Annotated in this window: 15 protein-coding genes and 1 rRNA gene; 1 reads left to right on the top strand and 15 read right to left on the bottom strand. The window is 59.0% G+C overall.

Annotated features, from left to right (window positions below; genetic code table 11):
• From CLV65_RS08465 to CLV65_RS08405, 13 genes are all read right to left on the bottom strand, one after another.
• Positions 1-4,364, bottom strand: a 4,364-nt coding sequence (locus tag CLV65_RS08465) for an Ig-like domain-containing protein (RefSeq protein ID WP_157847275.1), incomplete at its 3' end; no start/stop codon positions are given.
• 305 nt (positions 4,365-4,669) lie between these two features.
• Positions 4,670-6,307, bottom strand: a complete 1,638-nt coding sequence (locus CLV65_RS08460; protein ID WP_144441894.1) for a sugar transferase — start codon at positions 6,305-6,307, stop codon at positions 4,670-4,672.
• A 156-nt stretch (positions 6,308-6,463) separates the two neighbouring features.
• The gene (locus tag CLV65_RS08455; RefSeq protein WP_094691493.1) at positions 6,464-7,090 is read right to left on the bottom strand and encodes a heat shock protein transcriptional repressor HspR; all 627 of its coding nucleotides are present in this window, start codon (positions 7,088-7,090) and stop codon (positions 6,464-6,466) included.
• A complete protein-coding gene (locus CLV65_RS08450) occupies positions 7,087-8,142 on the bottom strand; it encodes a DnaJ C-terminal domain-containing protein (RefSeq protein WP_094691492.1) in 1,056 nt (351 codons plus the stop codon). The genes CLV65_RS08455 and CLV65_RS08450 overlap by 4 nt, the downstream gene beginning before the upstream one ends.
• Before the next feature lie 251 nt (positions 8,143-8,393).
• Entirely contained in the window at positions 8,394-9,158 is a 765-nt protein-coding gene (gene grpE / locus CLV65_RS08445) for a nucleotide exchange factor GrpE (RefSeq protein ID WP_094691491.1), read from the bottom strand.
• Entirely contained in the window at positions 9,158-11,059 is a 1,902-nt protein-coding gene (dnaK, locus tag CLV65_RS08440; protein ID WP_094691490.1) for a molecular chaperone DnaK, read from the bottom strand. The genes grpE and dnaK overlap by 1 nt, the downstream gene beginning before the upstream one ends.
• A 294-nt stretch (positions 11,060-11,353) precedes the next feature.
• A complete protein-coding gene (locus CLV65_RS08435) occupies positions 11,354-12,187 on the bottom strand; it encodes a hypothetical protein (protein WP_094691489.1) in 834 nt (277 codons plus the stop codon).
• 201 nt (positions 12,188-12,388) lie between these two features.
• A complete protein-coding gene (locus tag CLV65_RS08430; RefSeq protein ID WP_157847274.1) occupies positions 12,389-14,209 on the bottom strand; it encodes a DUF4012 domain-containing protein in 1,821 nt (606 codons plus the stop codon).
• Between the two features lie 271 nt (positions 14,210-14,480).
• Complete coding sequence (locus tag CLV65_RS08425; protein WP_169713388.1) at positions 14,481-15,104, bottom strand: YesL family protein; 624 nt, start codon at positions 15,102-15,104, stop codon at positions 14,481-14,483.
• Positions 15,105-15,346: 242 nt separating this feature from the next.
• Positions 15,347-16,690 carry an ABC transporter substrate-binding protein gene (locus CLV65_RS08420; RefSeq protein ID WP_094691487.1) on the bottom strand — a complete coding sequence of 448 codons (1,344 nt, stop codon included), beginning with the start codon at positions 16,688-16,690 and terminating at the stop codon, positions 15,347-15,349.
• 501 nt (positions 16,691-17,191) lie between these two features.
• A complete protein-coding gene (locus tag CLV65_RS08415; protein ID WP_094691502.1) occupies positions 17,192-18,031 on the bottom strand; it encodes a carbohydrate ABC transporter permease in 840 nt (279 codons plus the stop codon).
• Between the two features lie 1,247 nt (positions 18,032-19,278).
• A complete protein-coding gene (locus CLV65_RS08410; RefSeq protein ID WP_094691486.1) occupies positions 19,279-20,133 on the bottom strand; it encodes a carbohydrate ABC transporter permease in 855 nt (284 codons plus the stop codon).
• A 359-nt stretch (positions 20,134-20,492) separates the two neighbouring features.
• On the bottom strand, positions 20,493-21,170 hold the full coding sequence (locus CLV65_RS08405) for a histidine phosphatase family protein (RefSeq protein WP_094691485.1): 678 nt from the start codon (positions 21,168-21,170) through the stop codon (positions 20,493-20,495).
• A 46-nt stretch (positions 21,171-21,216) separates the two neighbouring features.
• On the opposite strand from CLV65_RS08405, the gene CLV65_RS08400 reads away from it, so the two are divergent.
• Positions 21,217-21,561: a hypothetical protein gene (locus CLV65_RS08400; protein ID WP_094691484.1), complete on the top strand. Its 345-nt coding sequence runs from the start codon at positions 21,217-21,219 to the stop codon at positions 21,559-21,561.
• Positions 21,562-21,695: 134 nt separating this feature from the next.
• On the opposite strand, the gene CLV65_RS08395 is transcribed toward CLV65_RS08400, so the two are convergent.
• Both CLV65_RS08395 and rrf read right to left on the bottom strand, forming a co-directional pair.
• Positions 21,696-21,959: a hypothetical protein gene (locus CLV65_RS08395; RefSeq protein WP_094691483.1), complete on the bottom strand. Its 264-nt coding sequence runs from the start codon at positions 21,957-21,959 to the stop codon at positions 21,696-21,698.
• Between the two features lie 218 nt (positions 21,960-22,177).
• Positions 22,178-22,260, bottom strand: a 5S ribosomal RNA gene (gene rrf, locus CLV65_RS09250); the annotation flags it as partial.

Below are 22,260 nucleotides of genomic sequence, written 5' to 3'. Positions count from 1 at the left end.
AGGGTCGTGCCGCGGCGCACGGCCAGGGTGTCCTTGCCGTCGCCGTCCCAGTCGCCCACCAGGACCTGGTCCGTGGACCTGCCGAACTCCACGGTGGTGTCGGCGTACCCCTGGGACAGGGTGTTGCGCAGGTAGGAGACCGCGCTCCTCCTCACGCCCAGCGAATCGCCGGTCAGCTCCTTCACCGACACATCGAACGCCGCGGACACATTGCCAGCCGTCGCGAAGATGGTGACGGAACCCTTGGCGACGCCGGTCACCGTGCCGTCGGAGGAGACCGTCGCGACCTTCGGATCGGTGGAGCCCCAGACAACGGTCCTGTTCGTCGCGTTGCTCGGGGAGACCGTCGCGGAAAGCTTCGTCGTGGCGCCCACGCTCACGGTCTTCGAACCCGACACGGACACCATCGACACCGGCACCGTCACCGAGCCAGCCGCCTTCACCACCACGGAGGCGGTCGCCGTCTTGCCGTTCGCCGAGGAGGCGGTGATGGTCGCGCTGCCGGCCTTCACGGCCTTCACCACGCCGGTCGACGACACCGCAGCCACCGAGCTGTCAGACGACTTCCACGACACCGTCTTATTAGTCGCATTGCTCGGGCTCACCGTAGCCGACAGCTGCTGCGAATTACCAACAGTCAGCGACAGGGAAGACGGGGAGACGGACACGGAAGACACAGCCACATCAGGCGTCTTGCAGGTCACGTCGGAGAGCGACGTGTCGCCCACCTTCCAGCTCACCGTGCCGCCGTCGTAATCCATGCCCGGCGCCTTGTCAGCCGGGTAGCGGTTCGTGGAGCTGCCGTTGTCACTGAAGATCACCTTCGCGCCGCTCGCCAGGTCGTCAGGCACATCGTAGTAGTAGCCGGACTGACCGCAGCTGTCCGTGCCGGAGATCTTCGTCAGGGCCACGCCAGGCCAGGTCGCGTTGCTCACGGCGCTCGAGCCATCACCCGTGTACATGTACGCGTACACCGAGGACCAGCTCGGAGCAGTCACATAAATGCGGTTGCTGGAAACCGGCACGGTCACGGTCACCGTGGCAGTGGCGGTCTTGCCGTTCGAGGAGGTCGCCGTGATGGTCGCGGTGCCGCCCTTCTTGGCGGTCACGAGGCCGTTGGCATCCACGGTAGCCACGGAATCATCCGAGGACTTCCACGTCACCGTCTTGTCGGTCGCGTTGCTCGGCGTGATGGTGGCGGTCAGCTGCGAGGTGGCACCCTTGTCCAGGCTCAGCGAGCTCTGGTTGAGGGTGATGCCCGTCACTGCCGTGATGGAACCGGTCACCTTCACCGTTACCGTTGCGGTCTTGCCGTTGGCGGTCTTGGCGGTGATGGTGGCGGTGCCAGCCTTGAGCATGGTCACCTTGCCCTTGGAATCCACCGTCGCCACGGACGTGTTGGACGAGGACCAGGTCACGCTCTGGCTTGCGCCAGTCGGAGACACCTTCGCCTTGAGCTGCGTGGTGGTGTTGCCGGTGGAGATATCGCGGGTCACGGTGCCGTTGGAGACATCCGTGCCCGAAATCGCCACGGATTCAGGATCCACGGTCACCTCATTGGGGCAGCTTCCGACGCAAGCGAACTTGGCGCTCATCTCGTCCTTATCGGACTTCTCATAGGAATTGAGAGCCTGGGACTTGGTGTCAGGCTGATCAGCGTTGTCGTTCATGGCGGTGTCGTAAGGCAGCGAATCCATGGCGGACAGGCCCATCGTGCCAAGCACCATCACGGAGACACCGTTCTTATCGATGTCACCGGCGCTCAGACCCAGTTCGCTGAGCGGAATGGCCATCTCATAATGGAAGTCCATTGTGGAAGAGCTGTGGCCCTTGGTATTGAAATCAACCCAGTTGGAGCTGTCGCTCGACACATCGCCCACAGTGCGGGCAGGGTTGCCGTTGGGACCCCAGCCGCCGTCGATACCCATGACGGTGCTTTCCTTGATGCCAAGGCCGTACTTCATGGTGATGCCGGACTTCTGGGTATTCGTGGTGGCATTGACACCAGGACCATACATGGCGTTGGAGCTCAGACCGGTGCTATCGCCGCCATACACCCACGGGCCGTTGGAGCCGTTTGTAGACATTTCGATCAGACGGTTGAGCGGCTCGGTGAACGTCAGGCCATTGTCCCAGATGGTGCCGCCGGTCTGCAGGCCAGCGCCATTGCCAATCTTGGAGGAGGAGTCACCGGTATTGACGGCAATCCACTGTGCGAGGTTCTGCGTCTTGTACAGCACGCCCTGGCTCAGCGGGTAATCGTCACTGGGGTCGACGGCATCCTGCACGTTTGTGTATTCCCACATGAGGTACAGGTTGTTGTCGTCCCATGCACCGTACAGCGCGTAGAGATCGATAGGAACCTCCCACATGGAGTTCTCACGGTAGACGCGCGGATCATCGTTCGCGGCGCCTTGTGCGATCTTCATGGTGTTGTCCCAATCAGAGATATCGCCATCAATGGTGATTGTCTTCTTGGCACCCTTGGTGGGATTCGTCTGATACTGGGATGCCAGCGTCATGGCGCCGGCCTCCACCTTCGTATAGGTATAGACGCTCTTCAACGCCTTGCCTTTGTTGTCGCCATCGGAAGCGTCAGTGCCGGTCACCGTCACGGTGATGGTGTTGCCTGCCTCGGTGGAGCCACCGATGATGATCTTGTCGCCATCGGAGAAGGAGCCGGATTCGCCCTCGGACGTGGTGTACTTCAGGTTGGTCGCCTGAGAAGCGTGAAGAGACACCGTGTACGTGTCAGTCTTGAAGGAGGAATCCGTCGGAGATGCGCTCACGGAACCGTGGACGTTCGCGCTACCGGGGTTGTAGAACACGCTCACGCCGCTCTTGGCGGTACCAGCGGTGATCTTGCCATCCTTGACGGTGATGGAGTTGCCGGAGTTGGCCTGATCCGGATACGTGCCGTCATCAAGCTTGACGGAGGTGCCCACGAGGGAGGTATCGCCCTGCGAGTTGGCAACGGTCACACCATCATCAGCCGAGCTGTTGTCGGTATTGTAGCGTTCGACGAGCAGGCACTTGGAATTGTCGCCGCTGGCACCTGCATTGTGCAGGTATTCGACGTTGCCGTCCATCTGGTTGCGGAAGTGGTTGACGGCGGTGACCGCCTTGTCCTTCCACAAATCGGAGCCGGCATCGCCCAGCTGCGTCTGCTCGGTGAACTGAGCGTTGCTGCCACCGGAACCATAGGGGCGGTCGAAGAACAGCGCCATGCCTTCCTGACGGGAGCCCACAATCGCCCAGCCAAGCTTGAGCTGGTCATCGGTAATCGAGACGGACAGCTTATCGGAGTTCGCGTAATTGTCGTGAGACTCAACCCACAGCACGGTGTTGTCCGGAGAAGCTGCGTCAGCATAGCTAGACAAATCAGAGGCACGCATCGTGCCGCTCGTGATGGCGGTACGCACAGTGTAGCCGTAACCGGAAGCGGTCACGCCGCCGCCGTTGCTGGAATGGCTATTGAACAGGTTCGCGTAATCCGCATCACGGGAGACATTGTCTTGCAGCACTTCGCCATACTGGTACTGCGCGCCGTTGTCAAGAATGTAATTCCAATACGGGGAGCCGTTGGAATCAGAAGAGAACTCCCCCGGAAGCTCGATGTGCTTGGCGGCATCGAAACGGAAGCCGTCGGCGCCGTCGGCGACCGCCTTCTTGAGGAACTCCTGCATGTACTGTCCGGTGGTCGGATTGTTGGAATCAATCTCCCACAGGCCAAGAAGGGCCTTGTGAGTGATTTCATAACGATCGGACCAATTCGAGATCTCGTAGTCCTTGCCGCCACCGCGGTACAGGCTCGAATTCGCCCAGCGACCCTTGATGGCGCTGTAGTCGGACGTCATGTGGTTGGCCACGACGTCAACGATGATGCGGATGCCGTACTTGTGGGCCTCCTCGTTCATCGCCTTGAAATCATCTTCCGTGCCGACCACGAAGTTACCGATCTCATCGTTGTCGATGGGCTGGTACACGTACCACCAGTTGTCGCCGAACTTCTTGCCGTTCGCCGCATTCTGCTTGCACAGCTGAATCGGCTCGGTCTGGATGGACGTCCAACCTGCCTCGGCAATGGCCTTCATGTTGTTCTTGATGGTATTGAATGACCACATCCAGGCGTGAAGGGTGTTGCCATCCTTCATCTCACGCGCAAGACCATACTGGTTACGCGCAGCCTCGAATGTTGCATTGCCCAGGGTGTTGTCATAGCTGGTGGTGCTGACCGTGGTGTTCGCAGAAGCAGTGGACGCTGCCGATGCGGCAATCACGCCACCGGTGAGCAACGTCGCCACGGACGCGAAAAGGCCAACGGCCTTCCGCACCAAGCCACTACGCCTAGTGTTCCCTTCCATTACTGTCCTTTCAGACGGTATGAATAAGTGATTTCTGGTAGGCCACGCTGCATCACTGCATTGTGACCTTAGGTGCGCGGCGAATATCCTTCGCTGCGTGGTGTTATCGACCTGCCTTAGGCCGATGACAATCAACGCCAAGAATACTACACTTCACGCAACGCAACGCGCAGGGCGCCGAAACATCCCATGCGAAATGTCGGTCAAAAGCCCCACAATCCCACGAAAACAGATAAAAGACGCCCGCGACGCATCTGATGAGAGATACGTAGGCGGGCGTCACTTCCACAAACACTAATCAGAAGTCAGTATGACCCTTGCCCCACAAGCACTACCTTGACGGTCTTGCACAGGATGACGAAATCTCCTGTCAGGGACCAGTTCTCTACATAAGAGACATCCAAACGCTCAGATTCCTCAGCGGACAGATCGGAGCGCCCGGAGACCTGCCAGGCACCAGTTATGCCTGGTTTTACGAGCAGACGCGAGGAATACAGTGAACCGTATCTTGCGACCTCCTCCGGCAGCGGCGGCCTTGGACCCACAAGGCTCATGTCGCCCTTCAATACATTGAAAAACTGCGGCAATTCGTCGATGGAAGTCTTGCGAATGAACTTGCCAATCTTGGTGATGCGCGGGTCGTCCTTCATTTTGAAGATGAACCGATCCTGCTGGCCGGATTCCTTAATCAAACGTTCGCGAATCTGGTCCGAATCTGTCCTCATCGAACGGAATTTATAAATGGTGAACTGCTTGCCATAAAGCCCCACACGTTTTTGCGTATAAATGGCAGGACCACCATCTTCACGGTGCACCAAAAACGCCACTATCGCCATGGGGATGGCAAGGATCACTAGCGCCATACTCGACAATACGATGTCGAAGAAGCGCTTCCAGAAACGCGCCCAAACCGTGTATTGCGAAAGCCGAGCAGTCAGTATTTGCATGCCGGGAACCTGGCGCACCCTCAGTTCTGCACCAGCGACATCCGCAACATCGACACTTAGGGCAAGCTCAATGCCTTGAGACTCGACAGACAAAGCGAGAGCACGCATCGCCACGGATGAACGGTCGATCGCGTCCGCCACAAGCACGGTTTTTATGCCATACTGGCTCGCGGTCCGAGCCAGATGAGAATTAAACGGAAGCCGACGCAGCATGTTCTCTTGCTTGGTTTGCGGTTCGAAAACAGTGGGACGCAAATGGCTGTCCACATGGCCACGCGAATCAATGTTCGTTTTGCCGCGCTTCACTGCGCTCACAGCAACTGGTCTGTATCCAGCGGCAGGATTATCTCGCAGCATCTTCAAACATGCGCGAATTCCCTCCGGCGAACCAATGATCAACGCATCATAGGCACACTCGCCCCTCGAACGAGCACGACGCAACACGTTGCGCAAGAGACAACGCATCACACACGTGATGCACCCCCCGAGCAACGCCGTAAACACCGCCAGAGAACGGGGCGTATCAACATTGAGAAAATACGAAGCAGCGCTGACCATCACGAAGTTCATGATGGATGAATTGGCGATTTTGGTGTACAAATCGTAACCTTCGCCCATCACATGCCGGTTGTATGCACCACACAAATACAGGCACAAAATCCACAGCGCACACGATAAAACTACGAAAACCGCAGGCCCTTCAGCACCCCACCTGATCAACGTCTCATAGGATCGGTGCCACACCAAGAAGATAAGCAGCGTCGAAATCAACATCGACAATATATCGCCGAGGCACACCACGAGCTGGAAGGCGAGCTGCCACTTCGGCGCCGATAACACCCCTCCGGCAGGATGATGTTGCCCTCCGGTTTCCTCAAACTGCGGGTCGCTCAGCCACGTTCCATCAAAAAATCGGTATTCACCGGCGGTTTGCCGGCTTTCACTATCTTGTTTCGCCGATGAATCATGATCCCCCACAGCGAGATTCTGCCCCAATGCTCGCGCCCCCAACTCATCCTCCTGTCTGTGGCGTTAACCCCCTAACACGATACCACGCCACCCCTCAGGCTCCAAGACAACTGTTACATCACCGCCGTAAGCGTCGTCTATTCATGTAGGGGTATCAGGTCATGTAGGGGTATCAGGGACCGTCTACTCATCATCGTCTTCGTCGATTTCCGACATGACTGTAGCGATGGGACTCCTGCCATGGTTGGGAGCGACGACGTGCCTAACATCCTCGTCATCATCCTCATCATCGTCGCGATCATCGAGATCTTCCACAGAAGCGGTAAGCTGCAACGGCTTGAACAACGAGCGGCGCCACGAATGAGTGCGACGGGAACGACGAATCTCCACCACCTCGCCGTCCACAGCCGCCGCAAAGAACGAATCGGCACCGCGCTTGAGACGGGCAATCTGCCGGCGAAGCTGGCGGTTCTCCTCATCGAGCTGCAATATGCGAGCGATGCCCGCCAAGTTGATCGACTCATCCTGCGCCAAATGCTGCGCCTGGGTCAGACGGTCCACGTCACGCAGCGAATAGCGGCGAGCGCCTCCCGGCGTGCGGCGGGGCACGATGAGGTTGAGCTTATCGTACTGGCGCAGCGTCTGCGGATGGATGTCCGCCACCTGCGCCACTTGGCCGACGGTGAAAATCGGCCGTTCCACGTTAAGTCCAGCCTCGTCCATCTGGTCGAGGGACACACGCCCCTCGACCAGCGCCGCCGCTGCCACGAGATACGCCTTTTTGATCTGGCGGTCAACGCGCGATGTCATCGCATGCCCCCGCGCTCATCCGCGCCACGTTCACGGCTCTGCGCCACCTCGGCGTTGAACGCCGCGCTGGCCTTGTCGAACGCCTTGAGTGCCTTGCGCTGATCGGCGCTCAGCTCCTGCGGCAGCTGCACGTCAAGCTCGACGATGAGGTCGCCGGTCTCGCGCCCGTCGTCGATGCCGTGCCCGCGCACACGCAGTTTCTTGCCGTTGCCCGCGCCCTGCGGCACCTTGATTTTGAACGTCTGCCCATCGAAGTCGCGTGCCTCAACGGTGCCCCCCAGCACTGCCTCGGCGGCAGTGACCGGCAGACGCATGTGCAGGTTGCGTCCTTCGGCGGTGAACACACCGGACGGATCAGGCTTGACGGTAACGGCGATATACAGGTCACCGTTCGCGCCGCCACCGATGCCAGGCTCACCCTTGCCGGGAATGCGGATCTTCTGCCCGTCGCGCACTCCCGCGGGAATGCGTGTCTTGAACGACTGCCCGCCCGCGGAAAGGCTCACGGTGGCACCTTCCACCGCCTGGCGGAACGTCAGGCTGATGTGCGCATTGCGGTCGGCACCCTTGCGTGTCTCCTGCGCCGCGCCGAAGCCTGCGCCTCTGCCGGCACCGCCGCCAAACATCCCGCCGAGGATGTCAGACAGGTTAGGTCCGCCGGCCCCGGTGCTGTATGTATAGGTGTGCGCGCCACCGTTGCCGTCTGTGCCAAAACCACCGCCGAAACCGGAATTGCCGAACATCGATCCGAAGATGTCTGAGAACTGGCCGGCGTCGAAGCCTCCGGCGCCGCTGCCTCCCGAGAAGCGAGCTCCGCCCGCGCCAAGAGAACGGATTGCATCATACTTCTGGCGCTGTTCCTTGTTGCTCAGCACATCGTAGGCCTCGGAAATATCCTTGAATTTCTCCTCAGCCTCTGGGGTTTTGTTAAGATCTGGATGGTATTTACGCGCCAGCTTCCGATATGCCTTGGTGATATCGGAGTCGCTGGCATCCTTGCTGACGCCAAGGACCGCGTAGAAGTCCTTGGTGAGCCAATCTTGCTCTGCCATTTCCACTCCTCCTTTTCTTCTAACGTCTGTTGACGTGTGAATTCATGGTGCCACTACCGCCGCGCCACAAACCCTGGCATAACCGGCGGCTGGCACCGCCGTACGCAGGATGCGCCGGCATGCACAGCGCATATTTCATGCGCCCGCATACTGGGCATCGCATCCCACGCATTGTGCATAAACATTGTGCATATATATCAAACGCCGGGCGGCGCCCCATGCTGGGATGCCGCCCGTTGGTTTGATGCGTGTTACTTGCCTGCGTTGGTGTCGGCGTTTCCGCTGCCGGCATTGCCTGCAGCGGTTGCGTCATCAGCTGGCGCCACGACCACGACACGTGCCGCGCGAATCACGCGGTCGCCGATCTTGTAGCCGGCCTCGACCACCGCATCGACGGATTCCGTCGTAGCGGAAGCGTCCTGCCTATGCAGCACTGCCTCATGCTTGGTCGGGTCGAAGGGCTCGCCTTTCTCGCCGAACTTCTCGACGCCGAACTTCGCAAACGCCTTGTCGATCTTCGCGGCAACCGCCTTGAAGGAATCGTCCATGCCGTCATGCTCGCGAATGCGGTCGATGTCATCAAGCGCCGGCAGCAGTGCGGTCAGCACATCGGTGATGCCGTGCTGACGATTGCGGTCAAGCTCTTTGGACATGCGGTTTCTGTAGTTGATGAACTCAGCGCGTTCACGCTGCAGGGCTTCGAGGTAATCCGCCGCTTCCTTCTTGGCCTGCCCCAGAGGGGTCAGGCTTCCGTCTGCATTGGATTCCGCATCAGCCGTGCCGTTGTTCTTGCCAGCCGCCTGTGCTTTGTCGCCGTCGGTGGTGCCATCGGCAGCGGGAGCAGCACCCGCGGCCTTCGCTGCTGCGGCAGCGTCAGCCTTGGTGTCCTCCGCAGCAGGCTTGGCAGCAGCATCAGCCTTGCCGGCATCACCGTCCGCACCAGCCGGCGGGTTGTGAGCGAGCTTGTCAGCGTCGCTCATTCCCGCCAGATAGTCATCCTTGTTGAAGTCCGGCATCACTCGCCGTCCTTCTTGTTGTCGTCGTCCACCACCTCGGCGTCCACAACGTCATCATCGGAAGAACCGGAGTTGCCTGCGCCTGCAGCGCCAGCCGCACCAGCCGCGCCGGCGGCACCAGCCGCACCAGCCGCAGCATCAGCGCCACCCTGTGCATACAGGGCTTCGCCGATCTTCTGGGCGGACTTCATGAGCTCTTCCTGCGCCTTCTTGATGGGGTCGATGTCCTCGCCCTTCAGAGCGGTCTTCAGAGCGTCGATCTTGGCGGTCACGTCCTTGACCACATCATCGGAGAGCTTGGACTTGTTGTCGTTGAGGACCTTCTCGGTCTGGTATGCGAAGCCTTCGGCCTGGTTACGGGTGTCGGCTTCCTCGCGGCGCTTCTTGTCCTCGGTCTCGTGAGCCTCGGCTTCCTTGACCATGCGGTTGATCTCGTCCTTGCTCAGGCCGGAACCACCGGTGATCGTGATGGACTGCTCCTTGCCGGTGCCCTTGTCCTTCGCGGAGACGTGCACGATGCCATTGGCGTCGATGTCGAACGTGACCTCGATCTGCGGCACGCCACGGGGTGCCGGAGCGATGCCGCTCAGCTCGAACGTGCCCAGCGGCTTGTTGTCGCGCGCGAATTCGCGTTCGCCCTGGTAGACCTGAATGAGCACGGAAGGCTGGTTGTCTTCAGCGGTCGAGAAGATCTCGGAGCGCTTGGTCGGGATGGCGGTGTTGCGGTCGATGAGCTTGGTCATGATGCCGCCCTTGGTCTCGATGCCCAGCGACAGCGGGGTCACGTCGATGAGCAGCACGTCCTTGCGGTCGCCTTTGATGACGCCGGACTGCACGGCTGCGCCGACTGCCACGACCTCATCCGGGTTCACGGACTTGTTGGCTTCCTTGCCGCCGGTGAGCTCCTTGACGAGCTCCTGCACGGCGGGCATACGGGTTGAGCCACCGACGAGCACGACGTGGTCGATGTCGGAGACGGACACGTTTGCATCGGACAGCACGTTGTTGAACGGCGTGCGGCAGCGATTGAGCAGGTCGGACGTCATCTCTTCGAAGTGAGCGCGCGTCAGCGTCTCGTCAAGGTGCACCGGCGTGCCGTCAGGCGTCATGGCCAGGTACTGCATGGAGATGCTGGTGGACGTGGAGGAGCTCAGCTCCTTCTTCGCCTGCTCAGCGGCTTCCTTCAGACGCTGCAGCGCGATCTTGTCCTTGCTCAGGTCAACGCCGTACTTGTTCTTGACTTCGCTGACAAGCCAATCGATGATCTTCTGATCCCAATCATCGCCGCCCAGATGGTTGTCGCCGTTCGTGGCCTGCACCTGAATGGTGGAGAAGCCATCGTCGTCCTTGCCGATCTCCAGCAGGGACACATCGAAGGTGCCGCCGCCGAGGTCGAAGACGAGGATGCGCTCATCCTCCTTGCCCTTTTCAAGGCCATATGCCAGAGCCGCGGCCGTCGGCTCGTTGATGATACGCAGCACGTTGAGGCCTGCGATCGTGCCAGCGTCCTTCGTGGCCTGACGCTGTGCATCATTGAAGTATGCCGGGCAGGTGATGACCGCGTCGGTGACCGGCTCACCCAGGTATGCCTCGGCGTCGCGCTTGAGCTTCATCAGGATCTGCGCGGAAATCTCCTGCGGCGTCCACTTCTTGCCGTCGATCTCGACGGTCCAGTCAGTGCCCATGTGGCGCTTGACGGAGCTGATTGTGCGGTCAACGTTCGTCACGGCCTGGCGCTTTGCCACTTCGCCCACGAGAATCTCGCCGGACTTGCTGAATGCCACCACGGACGGCGTGGTGCGAGCGCCCTCTGCGTTCACGATGACGGTCGGCTGACCGCCTTCCAAAGTTGCAATGCAGGAATTGGTGGTTCCCAAATCAATACCAACTGCGCGTCCCATATTGGTTCCTCCCATTGCGCCCGCTTGCCTTTTGTGTGATGCGCGCAGGCGCGTTCTTTCGTTTCTTTCGTTCGTCCTTACCGGAAGCTTCACGAGCCGCCACGCACGCCGTCGGCCAACGCCATGCATCGGGAGCTCTTACAACCTCCGTTTACAAAACTTGAGTCTACTACACTCAAGTTTGAAAACGCAAGTCGGTTAATTACACTCGCAGAGAAATTTGCAAAGAGATTCACAGAAGGCGCCTGCCGACGCCAACAACACCTGCGGCAGCATCAGCGAAGGTCAGCGGCATCAGCAAGGACTACTGGCGTCAACGCCACCAGAGACGTCAACAGAGACGCCGGCAGAGGCACCAGCAGGCAGTGCCATCGCAGAATCCTCCCCATCACGCAAATTCAGCGTCGTCCCCTGAGGAGTGGATCCCGACGATACGAAATAGCCGATGCCGCACGCCAGCTCCACCACGATGCTCACAATGCACACTGCCGTCAATATGCGCCGATGCAGCAGCAATGCCAACAGCAAGACAACGACCGTGGCACCAACGACCAACGGAATATATTCCGCCGCCTCGGCCAGCCAATCGGAATTCTGAGAAGCGCGCATATACCATTGCGGCAACTTGCCCTGACGGTATGCAGGCGTCAGAGGCAGAAGCCACCAGATTGCCATGGCCCCCATGATGCCCGCGATGGCAATCCACAACAGCACCACGAGCAGCGTTCCGCCCATGTCATCACCGTCGAACTCGGATTGAGGCGTTTGATTCAGGGAATCGCGCCGCCGTTGGCTCCGATTAGCAGACTCCCGTCTTGCAGCCCCTGCGCCAGCCAAGATGGATCCCTTGACGGGTTTCTTGGGCGATCGCGCGGCCTTCGCTGGCGACGTGTCAGTCGCCAAATCGGCATCCGGCGTGCCGACGCCCACGAGAGGCTGGCTCGAGGTGATGGTGATTGGCGCATATGACGGATAGCAGCTGGTGTCACCGGCAAGCATGGCAGCGGAATCCATGGCCGCCATATCATCGGCCATGCCGCGCCGAGCCTCAGAGCGGCGGATGCTGGGGAATTCTCCCGTCACGGCATCGGTGCCGCCTGTAGGCCCCGAGGTGACTTTTCGCGCCATTACGCCTTCCCGTCCCCAGACCAACAAACTTTCTGATACCAAGATAACCGCTCAGATATGGCGAAAGTGTAAGAAAAGGCAAAAAATTGCGCGGCGTGTCGAAATTTTCGAACACACCGCGCAAGGCCCACAACGCCGGCATACAGCGAGCGCCATGCCCCGAGCCGTATCCCCACTCGGAAGCATGGCGCTCAAACACGGCTACAGGCCGTAATCATAGGTCACGCCCAAATCGTCGGAACTGCCCGGCGACTGGTCGAGCAGCAGGTTCGCCGCACCCTTGGAGCAGGTGACATCGAACTCAATGACGTCGTTCGCCGCCATGCCGATGTCGGTTTGGAACGTATAAACCGTCGTGGACCCCAGCGGCACCGTCTGCACTTGAGCCCCTGACTGCACGGAGAAGTTGCTGATGGCGGAACCCGCCGGCGTATACACATACACGCGCTGCAGCTGGTGCCCGACCTGCGCCTCACTATTGGCCTCACCCACGATGGCGCTTGGCATGTCCACAGCGCTGCCCAGCGTGTTATTGAGCTCGAAGCGCACATGATACGTCTGGTCGGCCATCTTGGTCACCGTGCTCACGCGCTTCAAATACCAGTCCATTGCCGACGTGTGCTTCTGCTGGTTATAGACACCCACAACAGGATTCTTGGCGTCAGTCGAAAACTCACCGGCGAGCTTGGTGGCACGCAGCGTCGTTTGGTCCTCCGAATGGAACGACCACACGTAGGCGTGACGCCCCTCAGCGCACTGCACGAGCGCGTCGGAGAGCTTGAGCAGCTTGTCCATCGTCATGTTGGCGAATGCCTCGTTGACGATGTTGTCAACGATCTCCGTGTAGTACTTCGCGAAGGAATCCGCGTCGACGGAATCATAGATGTCATGCGCCAGGAACTGCGCGGTATCATCCGCCGTGAGCTTCAAACCGCCGTTGAGCGTCACATCGCCGCTGACCGCCACCAGCTGCTGCAACGCCCACGGGTCGAACAAAATCACCCCGTCCGCGTCCGTGCCATGGCCGGCGAAATCAGTGGCGCTCCAAAAATCATTCGCCTGCTGCGCCACTTCCGGGAAGTTCGGGTTGGCGGTGATGCTTGAGAAGGCGGAGCCGTAGCTGATGCCGGAGATCACGTTGAACAGGTTGTTTTGGTCACCCGTCACATCCGCCACGCCCGCATTCTGCGCCCACAGATCGGAAGAATAGAAATCATTGACGTTGAACGTGCCGTTCTGCGCGGTCATCCAGCCGACGGATTCAATGTAACCGCCCGCGGCAAGCCCCATGCCGGTTTCTTCACCCAGCACGATGTATGTGCGCGGACCGTTGGCGCCCAGCAGATTGGGCAGGAACTCATAAAGACCGGACAGCGACTGCATCTGCACGAGCACGGATGAAGAGGAATCCACCACTTTTTCGTAAGCGTCGTACAGCGTCTGGTCGCGCGGATCAGCGAGCGCATCCATCGAGTCGATCTGCTGCTTGAGACCGTCGTTCATGCTGGCGATGCGGGTGACTGCGTCCGTGATGGGCGTGACGTTGAGACTGCCGTCTGCGTTATACAGTGATGCGCCGCTCACGCCATCGAGTGCCGTGGTGTATTGCGGCAGTACGTCAGTGGTGATGGAATCCATGATGTCGGTCATGCTGCGCAGGGTTTTTGCGTCAGTGCTGTAGCCATGAACGTGGGTGTAAATGTCCCATAGCCCGCTGTGGGCGATCGCCTTGGCCTGCGCCGTGCTGCTTTGCGCGGCGGAAAGGTTGTTTTTCAAGGCCGTGAGATAGTCGGACGGCGTGCCGGACGCACCCGTCGTCATGGACTTGATGGCGTCCTGTTCGAGTTCCTGAATGCGACGGGCTTGGTCACGCAGGCGGCGATAGGAGTAGTACGAAGCGCCGGCCCCGACGAAAATCACCGCAAGCAGCACAATGACCAGCACCGTCTGGACGCGCTTGAGCCCCGGACGGTTGCGGCGCAGGGTGTCGGAGGCATAGTCATACGAATAGTCAGCATCCAAAGCACTCTTTATATGCCTCGGCATCGGACCACCCCTCTCATGGTTATCGCGCATGGTTAAGCGCACAGGTCACTGCACCAGACTGTCGCGACTGTCGCGCCAAGCCACCGCATATGGGTTTCGCACATAGTGGTTTTCGCCGAAGCGGCACGACATGAGTGCAGCTCACATCGATTTGAATCGTACCGCATTGGCAGCACCAAGACGGCGAAAAAACGAATCTTTCACAGATTATCCAGCATTGCCGCCAAATGCCCGGATACGACCCGCATTACGGCGTGTTCGGCGCGCCGGCTGCGATGTGCGCTTTCATCGTGCGCTCGAGTATCGGCACATGCATCGACAGCACGAACCCCGGTCCGAGCACCGCCAGAAGGAACAATCCTTGAATCAGATACATGAAGCTCGCATACACCACATAGATTGCCACAGCGTCTATCGCTGCAAGCGCAATGGTCGTCAGCGGATATGAAATCCCAAACAGCAGGGAATTGCGCAAAGTGGCGCCCACGGTGTTTTCGAAACGTGATTGCAGGTACCACACCCATTCGAAACCAATCACCCACAGCACGCTGAAGGCAATTTTGGGAATGAGCAAGCCGTCGATGCGCAGCACGATCCACGTGTATGCAAGCGCGGCACCGATAACCCCATACACCGCCCACAGCGCCGTTGCCTTGCCAAAATTCGAGGCAAACGCACGGAAGTACATGCGCGTCACATGCGCCTCGCCCTCGCGTATGCGGCGCAGCGAATCATTGGAGGCGGCGAGCGCGGCGCCGACAGTGATAATCGGCAGCGATGTGACGACGAGCAGGATGTTGACCCAGATGACGTCCACGATCCATTCAAGCCCTCGCATGAAGGGGGAATCATAGCTAAAGAACGAATTCATGCAGCGCAGCCTCGCTTTCCACTTCTGTCTTTCCGCTTCCGTCTTCTGCACACCACCCTAGCGCCAATGAGCGGCAGTGGGCTTCCATGAGCGCCCCACCCCGCACAAAGCCCCAAGCGCCTACGAATGGCAAGAGCGACAAGAACGAAAAATGGTGGCGTCCGCGGCCTTTCGGCTGTGAACGCCACCATCAGGAAGGGTTGAGGGGTCACCGCGTCCGTGAAGGCGCGGTGTTAGAAATGTCAGCTTTCGTGAGCCAGGTTGTACTCAGTTGCCCAGTTGTCAACGAATGCCTTCTGCACGTCGTCCCAAGAGCCAGTGCCCTGAGCGTAGTTGAGCAGTGCGCTGCCGAGATCGTTCTTCCAGTTCTCGGACGGGATCATGCTGAACACCCAGTTGACGGACTTCGTTGCGCTGTTGGCAGTGTCAGCCTTGGCGATCTTGACGAGCGGGTTGTCGGTCTCCTCATCGTTCATGCTCTTGAACGGAGTGACGAAGCCCATGTCGTTCGTCAGAGCGGACTTGCCTTCGTCGGACGTGATGAGCCACTTGAGGAAGTCCTTGGTGGCCTGCTTGTCAGCGTCGGAAGCGTTGTTGTTGATGCACCAGTAGTTCTCGGAACCAGTGGTCAGGCCCTGATTCTCCTCGCCCGGGGCGCCGATGTAGATCGGAAGCATGCCGAGGGAGTCAGCGCTCATGCCAGCCTTCTGGAGGTTGGTCCATGCCCAGGTACCGTTCTGGAAGAAGACGGCCTTGTTGCCCGAGAACTCGGTCTCGGCATCGGTTTCGGTCTTGGAGCTGAGCAGCGACGGATCCGTGGTGGAGTCCGTGATGTACAGGTCGAAGATGTTCTTGTAGTTGTTCAGGTACGTGCCCTTGATGGTTGCGGGCTCGGTGGTGACATTGTCATCCTGGAACTCGTAGTACAGAGGCATGTTCGCCAGGTGGGTCTTGAAGCGCCAGTCGGAGGAGCTGTCGAAGCCAGCGGAGGTGAAGGCGCCGTCAACGCCGAGGTCGGCCTTGTGCGCCTGGATGTCGTCAGCGACTTCCTTCAGCTTGTCGAAGGACTTGATTTCATCGACGGACTTGACCTTCGCATCGGAAAGCGCGAAGTACTTGTTGAGCAGATCCTTGTTGTAAATGATGCCGTAGGTCTCGTTGACGTACGGGACTGCGACGACGGTGCCATCGGAATTCTTCAGCGCCACGGACTGGTCATTGAGCTGAGCGTAAGGCTCGGTGTCGCTCATATCTGCGCAGTAGGACTCCCACGTTGCCAGACCGACAGGGCCATTGACCTGGAACAGCGTCGGAGCTTCGTCCTTGTCCATCTCGGACTTCAGCGTGGACTCATATGTGTTGGATGCTGCAGTGACGACCTTGGTTTCGACACCAGTTTCGCTCTGGTACTTGGCGGCCAGGCTCTTCCATGCGTCTTCTGCTTCAGGCTTGAAGTTCAAGTAATAAACCTTGCCGCCCTTTGCGGCATCTCCGGACTTATCCTTGGAACCGCATGCGGCGAGTCCCGCCATGGACATGGCGGTCACAGCTATGATGCTGGCAGCCTTCTTCAAGTTCTGATTCATCTTCGAACCTTTCTCTCGGTGAACGCCCGGGGCAGCCCTGCTCCGGCCTTTGCACACACTTAATTATGCGTCAATTCACAGGAACTCTCAAACGGAATCCGTGTTTTCGCGGTTTGCTCCCTGATTCGACGTCGGTTTTTCATCGCCACGGACCCATCGCGCATCCCTGTGAATCTACCCTTTATCTTAACTCATGCAACCATGCTTCCCTATCTCAAACGGGCGCGACACGCCGAAAAAAATATCGAACATCTGTCATCTTCCGCGGACGCGCATCTGGGTGCATGGATTCTCCAAGCTTCTCTGAGATTCTCTCGCCCTCTCCGAGCGCATAAATACCTGGAGCGCATGAGTGCCCCGGAGCACGCAAGTATGGGGAACACACAGGTGCCTGAACCTCACAAGTGTCTGAACCTCGCAAGCGCCCAAATTCACAAAGAAAAGGCGGGACCCACGCACCGCGCAGGTCCCGCCTTCATCAGGAAGGGTTCGGGAAACGACTCAGCCCTTGACTGCGCCTGCAGTCACACCAGCGATGATGTACTTCTGGCACACAAGGTAGAAGATGATGATTGGCAGCATGGCGAGCACCAGGCAGCCCATCATGGCGCCCATATCGATGGAGCCGAAACCACCCTTGAGGTATTGCACGGCGATCGACATGGTCTTGTACTTCTTCATATCGAGGATCAGGTACGGCAGAAGGTAGTCGTTCCAGATCCACATGGTCTGCAAAATCGCGACGGACACCATCGACGGCTTCATCATCGGCCACACGATGCCGAAGAACGTCTGCGGCACGGATGCGCCGTCGATCATGGCGGATTCCTCGATCTCGGACGGCAAGCCCTTGATCACGCCGGTGAACATGAACACCGACAGGCCTGCGCCGAAGCCCAGGTAGATGACCCACAGACCCCACGGAGTGTCGAGGCCCATCATGTTGGCGAGCTTCGACAGCGGATACATGACCATCTGGAACGGCACGATCATGTTGAACAGGAACAGCATGTAGATGATCTTGGCGAACAGGTTGTTGACTCGCACAATCCACCATGCGCACATGCTCGTGCACACCAGAATCAGTGCGACGGCGCCCACCGTGATGAACACGGTCCAGCCAAAGCTGGCGAAGAGGTTCGTCTGCTGAACGCCGCGCGTGTAGTTGTCGAAGCTCGTCCAGCTCTCTGCGTTCGGCAGTTCAAACGTGGCGGAACCCGTGATGAACTGCTTCTTCTTGAAGGAGTTGATGAAGACCAGCACGATCGGGTAGATCCACAGCAACGAGAGGATGGCGAAGAACACCGTCCATGCCGTGCTGTGATGCACGGCGCTCAGCATGCCGGAGCGGCCGAATTCCTCATCATCGTTCTTCTTCTTGCTGCCCTTGGCCTTCTTGACGTTCTTGTCCGCGACCTTGCCGCTCGTGGCGGAGTGGCCGTCAGCGGCAGAGGCGACGGACGGAACAGCAGCAGCCTTCGCGACGGGCTTCGTGGCGGCCGGGGCGACAGGGGCGACAGGGGCGACAGCTGCCACGGCAACAGGCGCGGGCTCATGCGCGACAGCATGGGCAACCGGCGCAGCAGCAGCGGGCACAGCAGCAGGCTCAGTCTTTGCTGCCGGCGTTGCCACTGAGGGTTGCGCAACAGCAACAGGCTGCGCCGCCGGAGCTGCGACATGAGGCGTTGCAGGCGTTGCAGAGACCGTCGAAGTCGCAGGGACCACGGGTACCGCTGGGACCGCTGGGACCGCGGGAGCGTCCGGGACAACGGGCGTCACCGGTGCTGCAGGCTTCTCAGCAGCCTCGGACTTCTCAGCAGCCTCAAAACTCACGGTTTCCACAGCTGGCTTCTCAGGTACGGAAGCCTCAACAGGCTCAGAAGCGGGCTTCGCGATCTCGGGAACCACCTCATGAGCAGCCTTTTTGGTCTGGTCGAATTCAATTGGCGCAGCTGTCGCGTTGGAAGCCACGGCCACGGGCTTTTCCGTCTGGTCGAACTTGATGGAAGAATCCGCCGCCGGAACGTTGGTAGCAGATGCCGCATCCGGAGCGGGGAAAGCGAAATCCTTGGTCTGGACGACCGGCTGATTCGGTTCGCCCGCAGCCGCAGGCTGCAACGGTTGTGCAGCAATGCCAGCAGCCGCGACGCCAGCAAGGTGTTCGGTTCCGGTGACAGCAGGCGCAGCGGAAGTCACAAGGCCCTCGGGAGAGGCGGCCGCAGCTGCAGCCACGACAGCAGGCTGAGCGGCAGCGGCGGAATTGCCGGCGACAGGCGTCGTCGTATTCGCCACCGCCTGGGCAACGCTCACCGGCTTGAGCACCGCCGAGAAGTCCACGGACTCCACGCCAGCAGGTTCAGGTGCGCTCACATCAAGCGGCTTGATGTCCGCATGCTTCAAAGCGCCGTCAAAATCAACCTGATCAGCCGCAGACTGACCCTCGCCGGCATCAACAGCCTGCTCAGACGCGTGCGCAGCGGGCTCCACCTTACGTTCTCCAGCGGCATCAAGGATGTCGAACATCCCCTCTGCTTCCTGGGAATCGGCTTCCTGATTATCGTTATTGCTCTGGTGATACGGCTTGAACATCAGGCTTCCACCTCCTTGCGCGTGGTCAGCTTGTTCTGCAGAAGAGAAATGATGGCGACGATGATGAAGAAGACCACTGCCTTCGCCTGACCGACGCCTTCGAAACCGGGACGGCCGTAGAACGTGTTGTAAATGTTGAGCGCGAGCATTTCGGACATCCTCGACGGAGCGCCGCTGGTAAGCGCAAGGTTCTGATCAAACAGCTTGAAGCCATTCGTGACAGTCAGGAACGTGCACACGGTAATGGACGGCATCATCAGTGGGATCGTGACATGGAACAGCGTCTGCGCACCAGTCGCGCCATCCACTGCGGCGGCTTCCATCACGTCACCCGGCAAGGCCTGCATGCCAGCGATGTAGATGACCATCATGTAGCCGATCTGCTGCCAGCACAGAAGGATGACCAAGCCCCAGAAACCGTAGGTGGCCGAATACGTCAGCGTGACGTTCCAATGCGCCAGCACGCCGTTGAGCAGCAGCTGCCACACATAGCCCAGGATGATGCCACCGATGAGGTTCGGCATGAAGAAAACCGTACGGAACAGCGTCGCGCCCTTGAGCGCCTTCGTAAACATGTAGGCGATGGCAAACGCGACCACGTTGATGATGATCGTGGTGACGATCGTGAACAGCGTCGTGTACCACAAGGCATGCCAAAAGATGGGGTCCGACAATGCCCTCTGGTAATTTCTCGTACCTACCCACTTGGCGTTCGACAAAGTTGTGAACTTCGTGAAACTCAGATACACGCCGATGACAAACGGCGCAAGAAACCCAAGAATGAACGCCAGGAATGTAGGCAAAGTAAACAAGGCCCACCACCGTCGGATGGACTTACCGATCATTGAGATCATGTGCTTCTTCCCTCCTCTCCCCTCTCAACACTGAGAGACGGAGATAAGCTCATTACCTGTTTTAGACTATCACGAACCCGGCCGTCAACTCGCAAAACAAGTGATGAATAATTGAAAGAAAGAGCAAGGAACCGCAAAAGTTCGATGAAAAGCCGTGTTCGAATGGCGTTCGATACTCGGTGCCGGCGATTCTTCGTGGCGCCTGCCTGACAAGAGGTCAGCCGGGCACAGATACATTAAGGGTTCCGACGGTAGTCCACAAGCCAACTGGCTGTGTCACCGACGGAACCCTGGAATTATGGTTTTCGGATCATGCTTTTCCGAATCATGCTTTCCGAATGATTATTCAGAGCGCGTCCCTACAGGTTCCACGCCTGGATGACGTGCTCATCATTATGGAAGCCAAGAATCGCGAAGTGCGCGGTGTCTAGCTCCAAGTGACGGGCGAAATCAGCCGGTTGGCCAAGCCACACAGTGGTGAGAAGCCGCAAAATGTGGGCGTGAGCCACACACAGCACGTCATCGCCGCCGGCCACGATTGGCTCCAATGATTCCAGCAGGGTCGCCGTGCGATGCGCCGCTTCTTCAGCGGATTCACCGGGACCATTGACCACGTGCACAACAGTGCCGTCCGGCAGCATTTCATTATGCTCACCCTGCAAATCCTCCGGAAGCTCCAAAGGACCATCATCCCAGACGTTCCACGACTGCACACCGAGCGCCTGCGCCATCATGGCACGCGTGCGCCCCTCCGCCGCACCATAATCCCATTCAGCGATTTGCGCAGTGACATGATAATTCGGAAACCCCGCCAAACGAGCAGTGGACTGGGCACGTTCCAGCGGTGAGACAAAAATGTGATCAGGCAGGAAGCCATCGGGGAAGCGCTTGCGCAAGCGTTCACCAGCCTCGCGCGCTTGGTCTTCGCCGTTAAAGGTCAGCGGCAGGTCCGTGCGGCCAGTGTGCTGGCCTGAGATGCTCCAAGCCGTTTCGCCGTGCCTGAGAAGAACTATGCGACCATAACGTTCCTGTGTCATACAACCACTGTAGCAAGTCCAGACCGACTCGCCATACAATGAGCCTATGGAACACAAAGAAGAGATCATTCGCCTCATCAATCACGCCAATGATGCCGTGAAAGGCAGTACAGAGCAGGCACAGGCCGACCCCAATGGCCCCATGCGCGCGCTCTTTGGATTCGTTGCTACATCTCTGGGATCGATAGTGGTGGATGCCATCACCACTCGCGCATGGCGAGCGGGAGTGACCAAACATGGATTCAACCCGGAGTCAAAAGGGCTGCGCATACTGCAGGCAGCTCTTGCTGGCGCAGCCAGCGCGGCTGCCTCGGTAGCGATTGGAATGGTAGTGGACGCGATTATCGGACACAGCCCTATGCACAAGGGCAAGAAGGGCAACGCGCAATAAGCCCCTGCCACTAGCGTCAGCCCAGCACTAGGATGACTGGGTGACGTGGCCGTCACATGCCATTTCCCTTACAGCACGCATACAGCCAGCGCGCTTACAGGCGATTACTAATAGGCGGATATCAATAGCGGCGTCTAACGACGACGCGGCTTGTAACCGCGCTTGCGGGAGTGCGGCTTGTGGCCACCGGCTGATCGGAACGAATCGGCTTCACCATAATCAGAATGAGGTGGCGTATGCGTGAGGTGCCATGTGCCACAAAAACCACATTTGTACACCCACAGACGCACACCCCGCTCTGTTTCGCTTTGGTCAGCTGCCCGCAAGGCCGTCTGACGCTGCACGTACATGATTTTGCTGGTTGAAGGGCAGCGCTTCGGCACGAAATAATATGCCATGCTGTTCCTTCTCGAATGATGTACCCCTGACACAAAAGAGATGCATGCAGTGCGCACAAGGATATCTGCGCGAGGATTGTGCGTATGCAGGGTGTGCCCCGTGTGTGTGCCCGTGCGTGCGGGTGCGCTTATGCGGTTTGTTTGTTTTGTGTGGGTATGTGAAGGGGGTCCCGGGGTTGGCGTGTGGCCGATCCCCGGGACCCCCCGTGTGAGTGTTGGTGCGGCGGCGTGCTACTCTCCCACACCCTGCCGGGTGCAGTACCATCGCCGTGCCGGGCCTTAGCTTCCAGGTTCGGAATGG

Source organism: Pseudoscardovia suis, from assembly GCF_002797875.1.
GTDB classification, from domain to species: domain Bacteria; phylum Actinomycetota; class Actinomycetes; order Actinomycetales; family Bifidobacteriaceae; genus Pseudoscardovia; species Pseudoscardovia suis.
The sequence above is the reverse complement of the archived record's forward strand: the minus strand, read 5'-3'. Positions and strand labels throughout refer to the sequence as shown.

Excerpts from the sequence above, each read along its gene's own strand:
- CLV65_RS08455 (WP_094691493.1), bottom strand. The coding sequence starts at position 7,090 with ATGACATCGCGCGTTGACCGCCAGATCAAAAAGGCGTATCTCGTGGCA.
- CLV65_RS08450 (WP_094691492.1), bottom strand. The coding sequence starts at position 8,142 with ATGGCAGAGCAAGATTGGCTCACCAAGGACTTCTACGCGGTCCTTGGC.
- grpE (WP_094691491.1), bottom strand. The coding sequence starts at position 9,158 with ATGCCGGACTTCAACAAGGATGACTATCTGGCGGGAATGAGCGACGCT.
- dnaK (WP_094691490.1), bottom strand. The coding sequence starts at position 11,059 with ATGGGACGCGCAGTTGGTATTGATTTGGGAACCACCAATTCCTGCATT.
- CLV65_RS08435 (WP_094691489.1), bottom strand. The coding sequence starts at position 12,187 with ATGGCGCGAAAAGTCACCTCGGGGCCTACAGGCGGCACCGATGCCGTG.
- CLV65_RS08425 (WP_169713388.1), bottom strand. The coding sequence starts at position 15,104 with ATGAATTCGTTCTTTAGCTATGATTCCCCCTTCATGCGAGGGCTTGAA.
- CLV65_RS08420 (WP_094691487.1), bottom strand. The coding sequence starts at position 16,690 with ATGAATCAGAACTTGAAGAAGGCTGCCAGCATCATAGCTGTGACCGCC.
- CLV65_RS08415 (WP_094691502.1), bottom strand. The coding sequence starts at position 18,031 with ATGCTGAGCGCCGTGCATCACAGCACGGCATGGACGGTGTTCTTCGCC.
- CLV65_RS08410 (WP_094691486.1), bottom strand. The coding sequence starts at position 20,133 with ATGATCTCAATGATCGGTAAGTCCATCCGACGGTGGTGGGCCTTGTTT.
- CLV65_RS08405 (WP_094691485.1), bottom strand. The coding sequence starts at position 21,170 with ATGACACAGGAACGTTATGGTCGCATAGTTCTTCTCAGGCACGGCGAA.
- CLV65_RS08400 (WP_094691484.1), top strand. The coding sequence starts at position 21,217 with ATGGAACACAAAGAAGAGATCATTCGCCTCATCAATCACGCCAATGAT.
- CLV65_RS08395 (WP_094691483.1), bottom strand. The coding sequence starts at position 21,959 with ATGGCATATTATTTCGTGCCGAAGCGCTGCCCTTCAACCAGCAAAATC.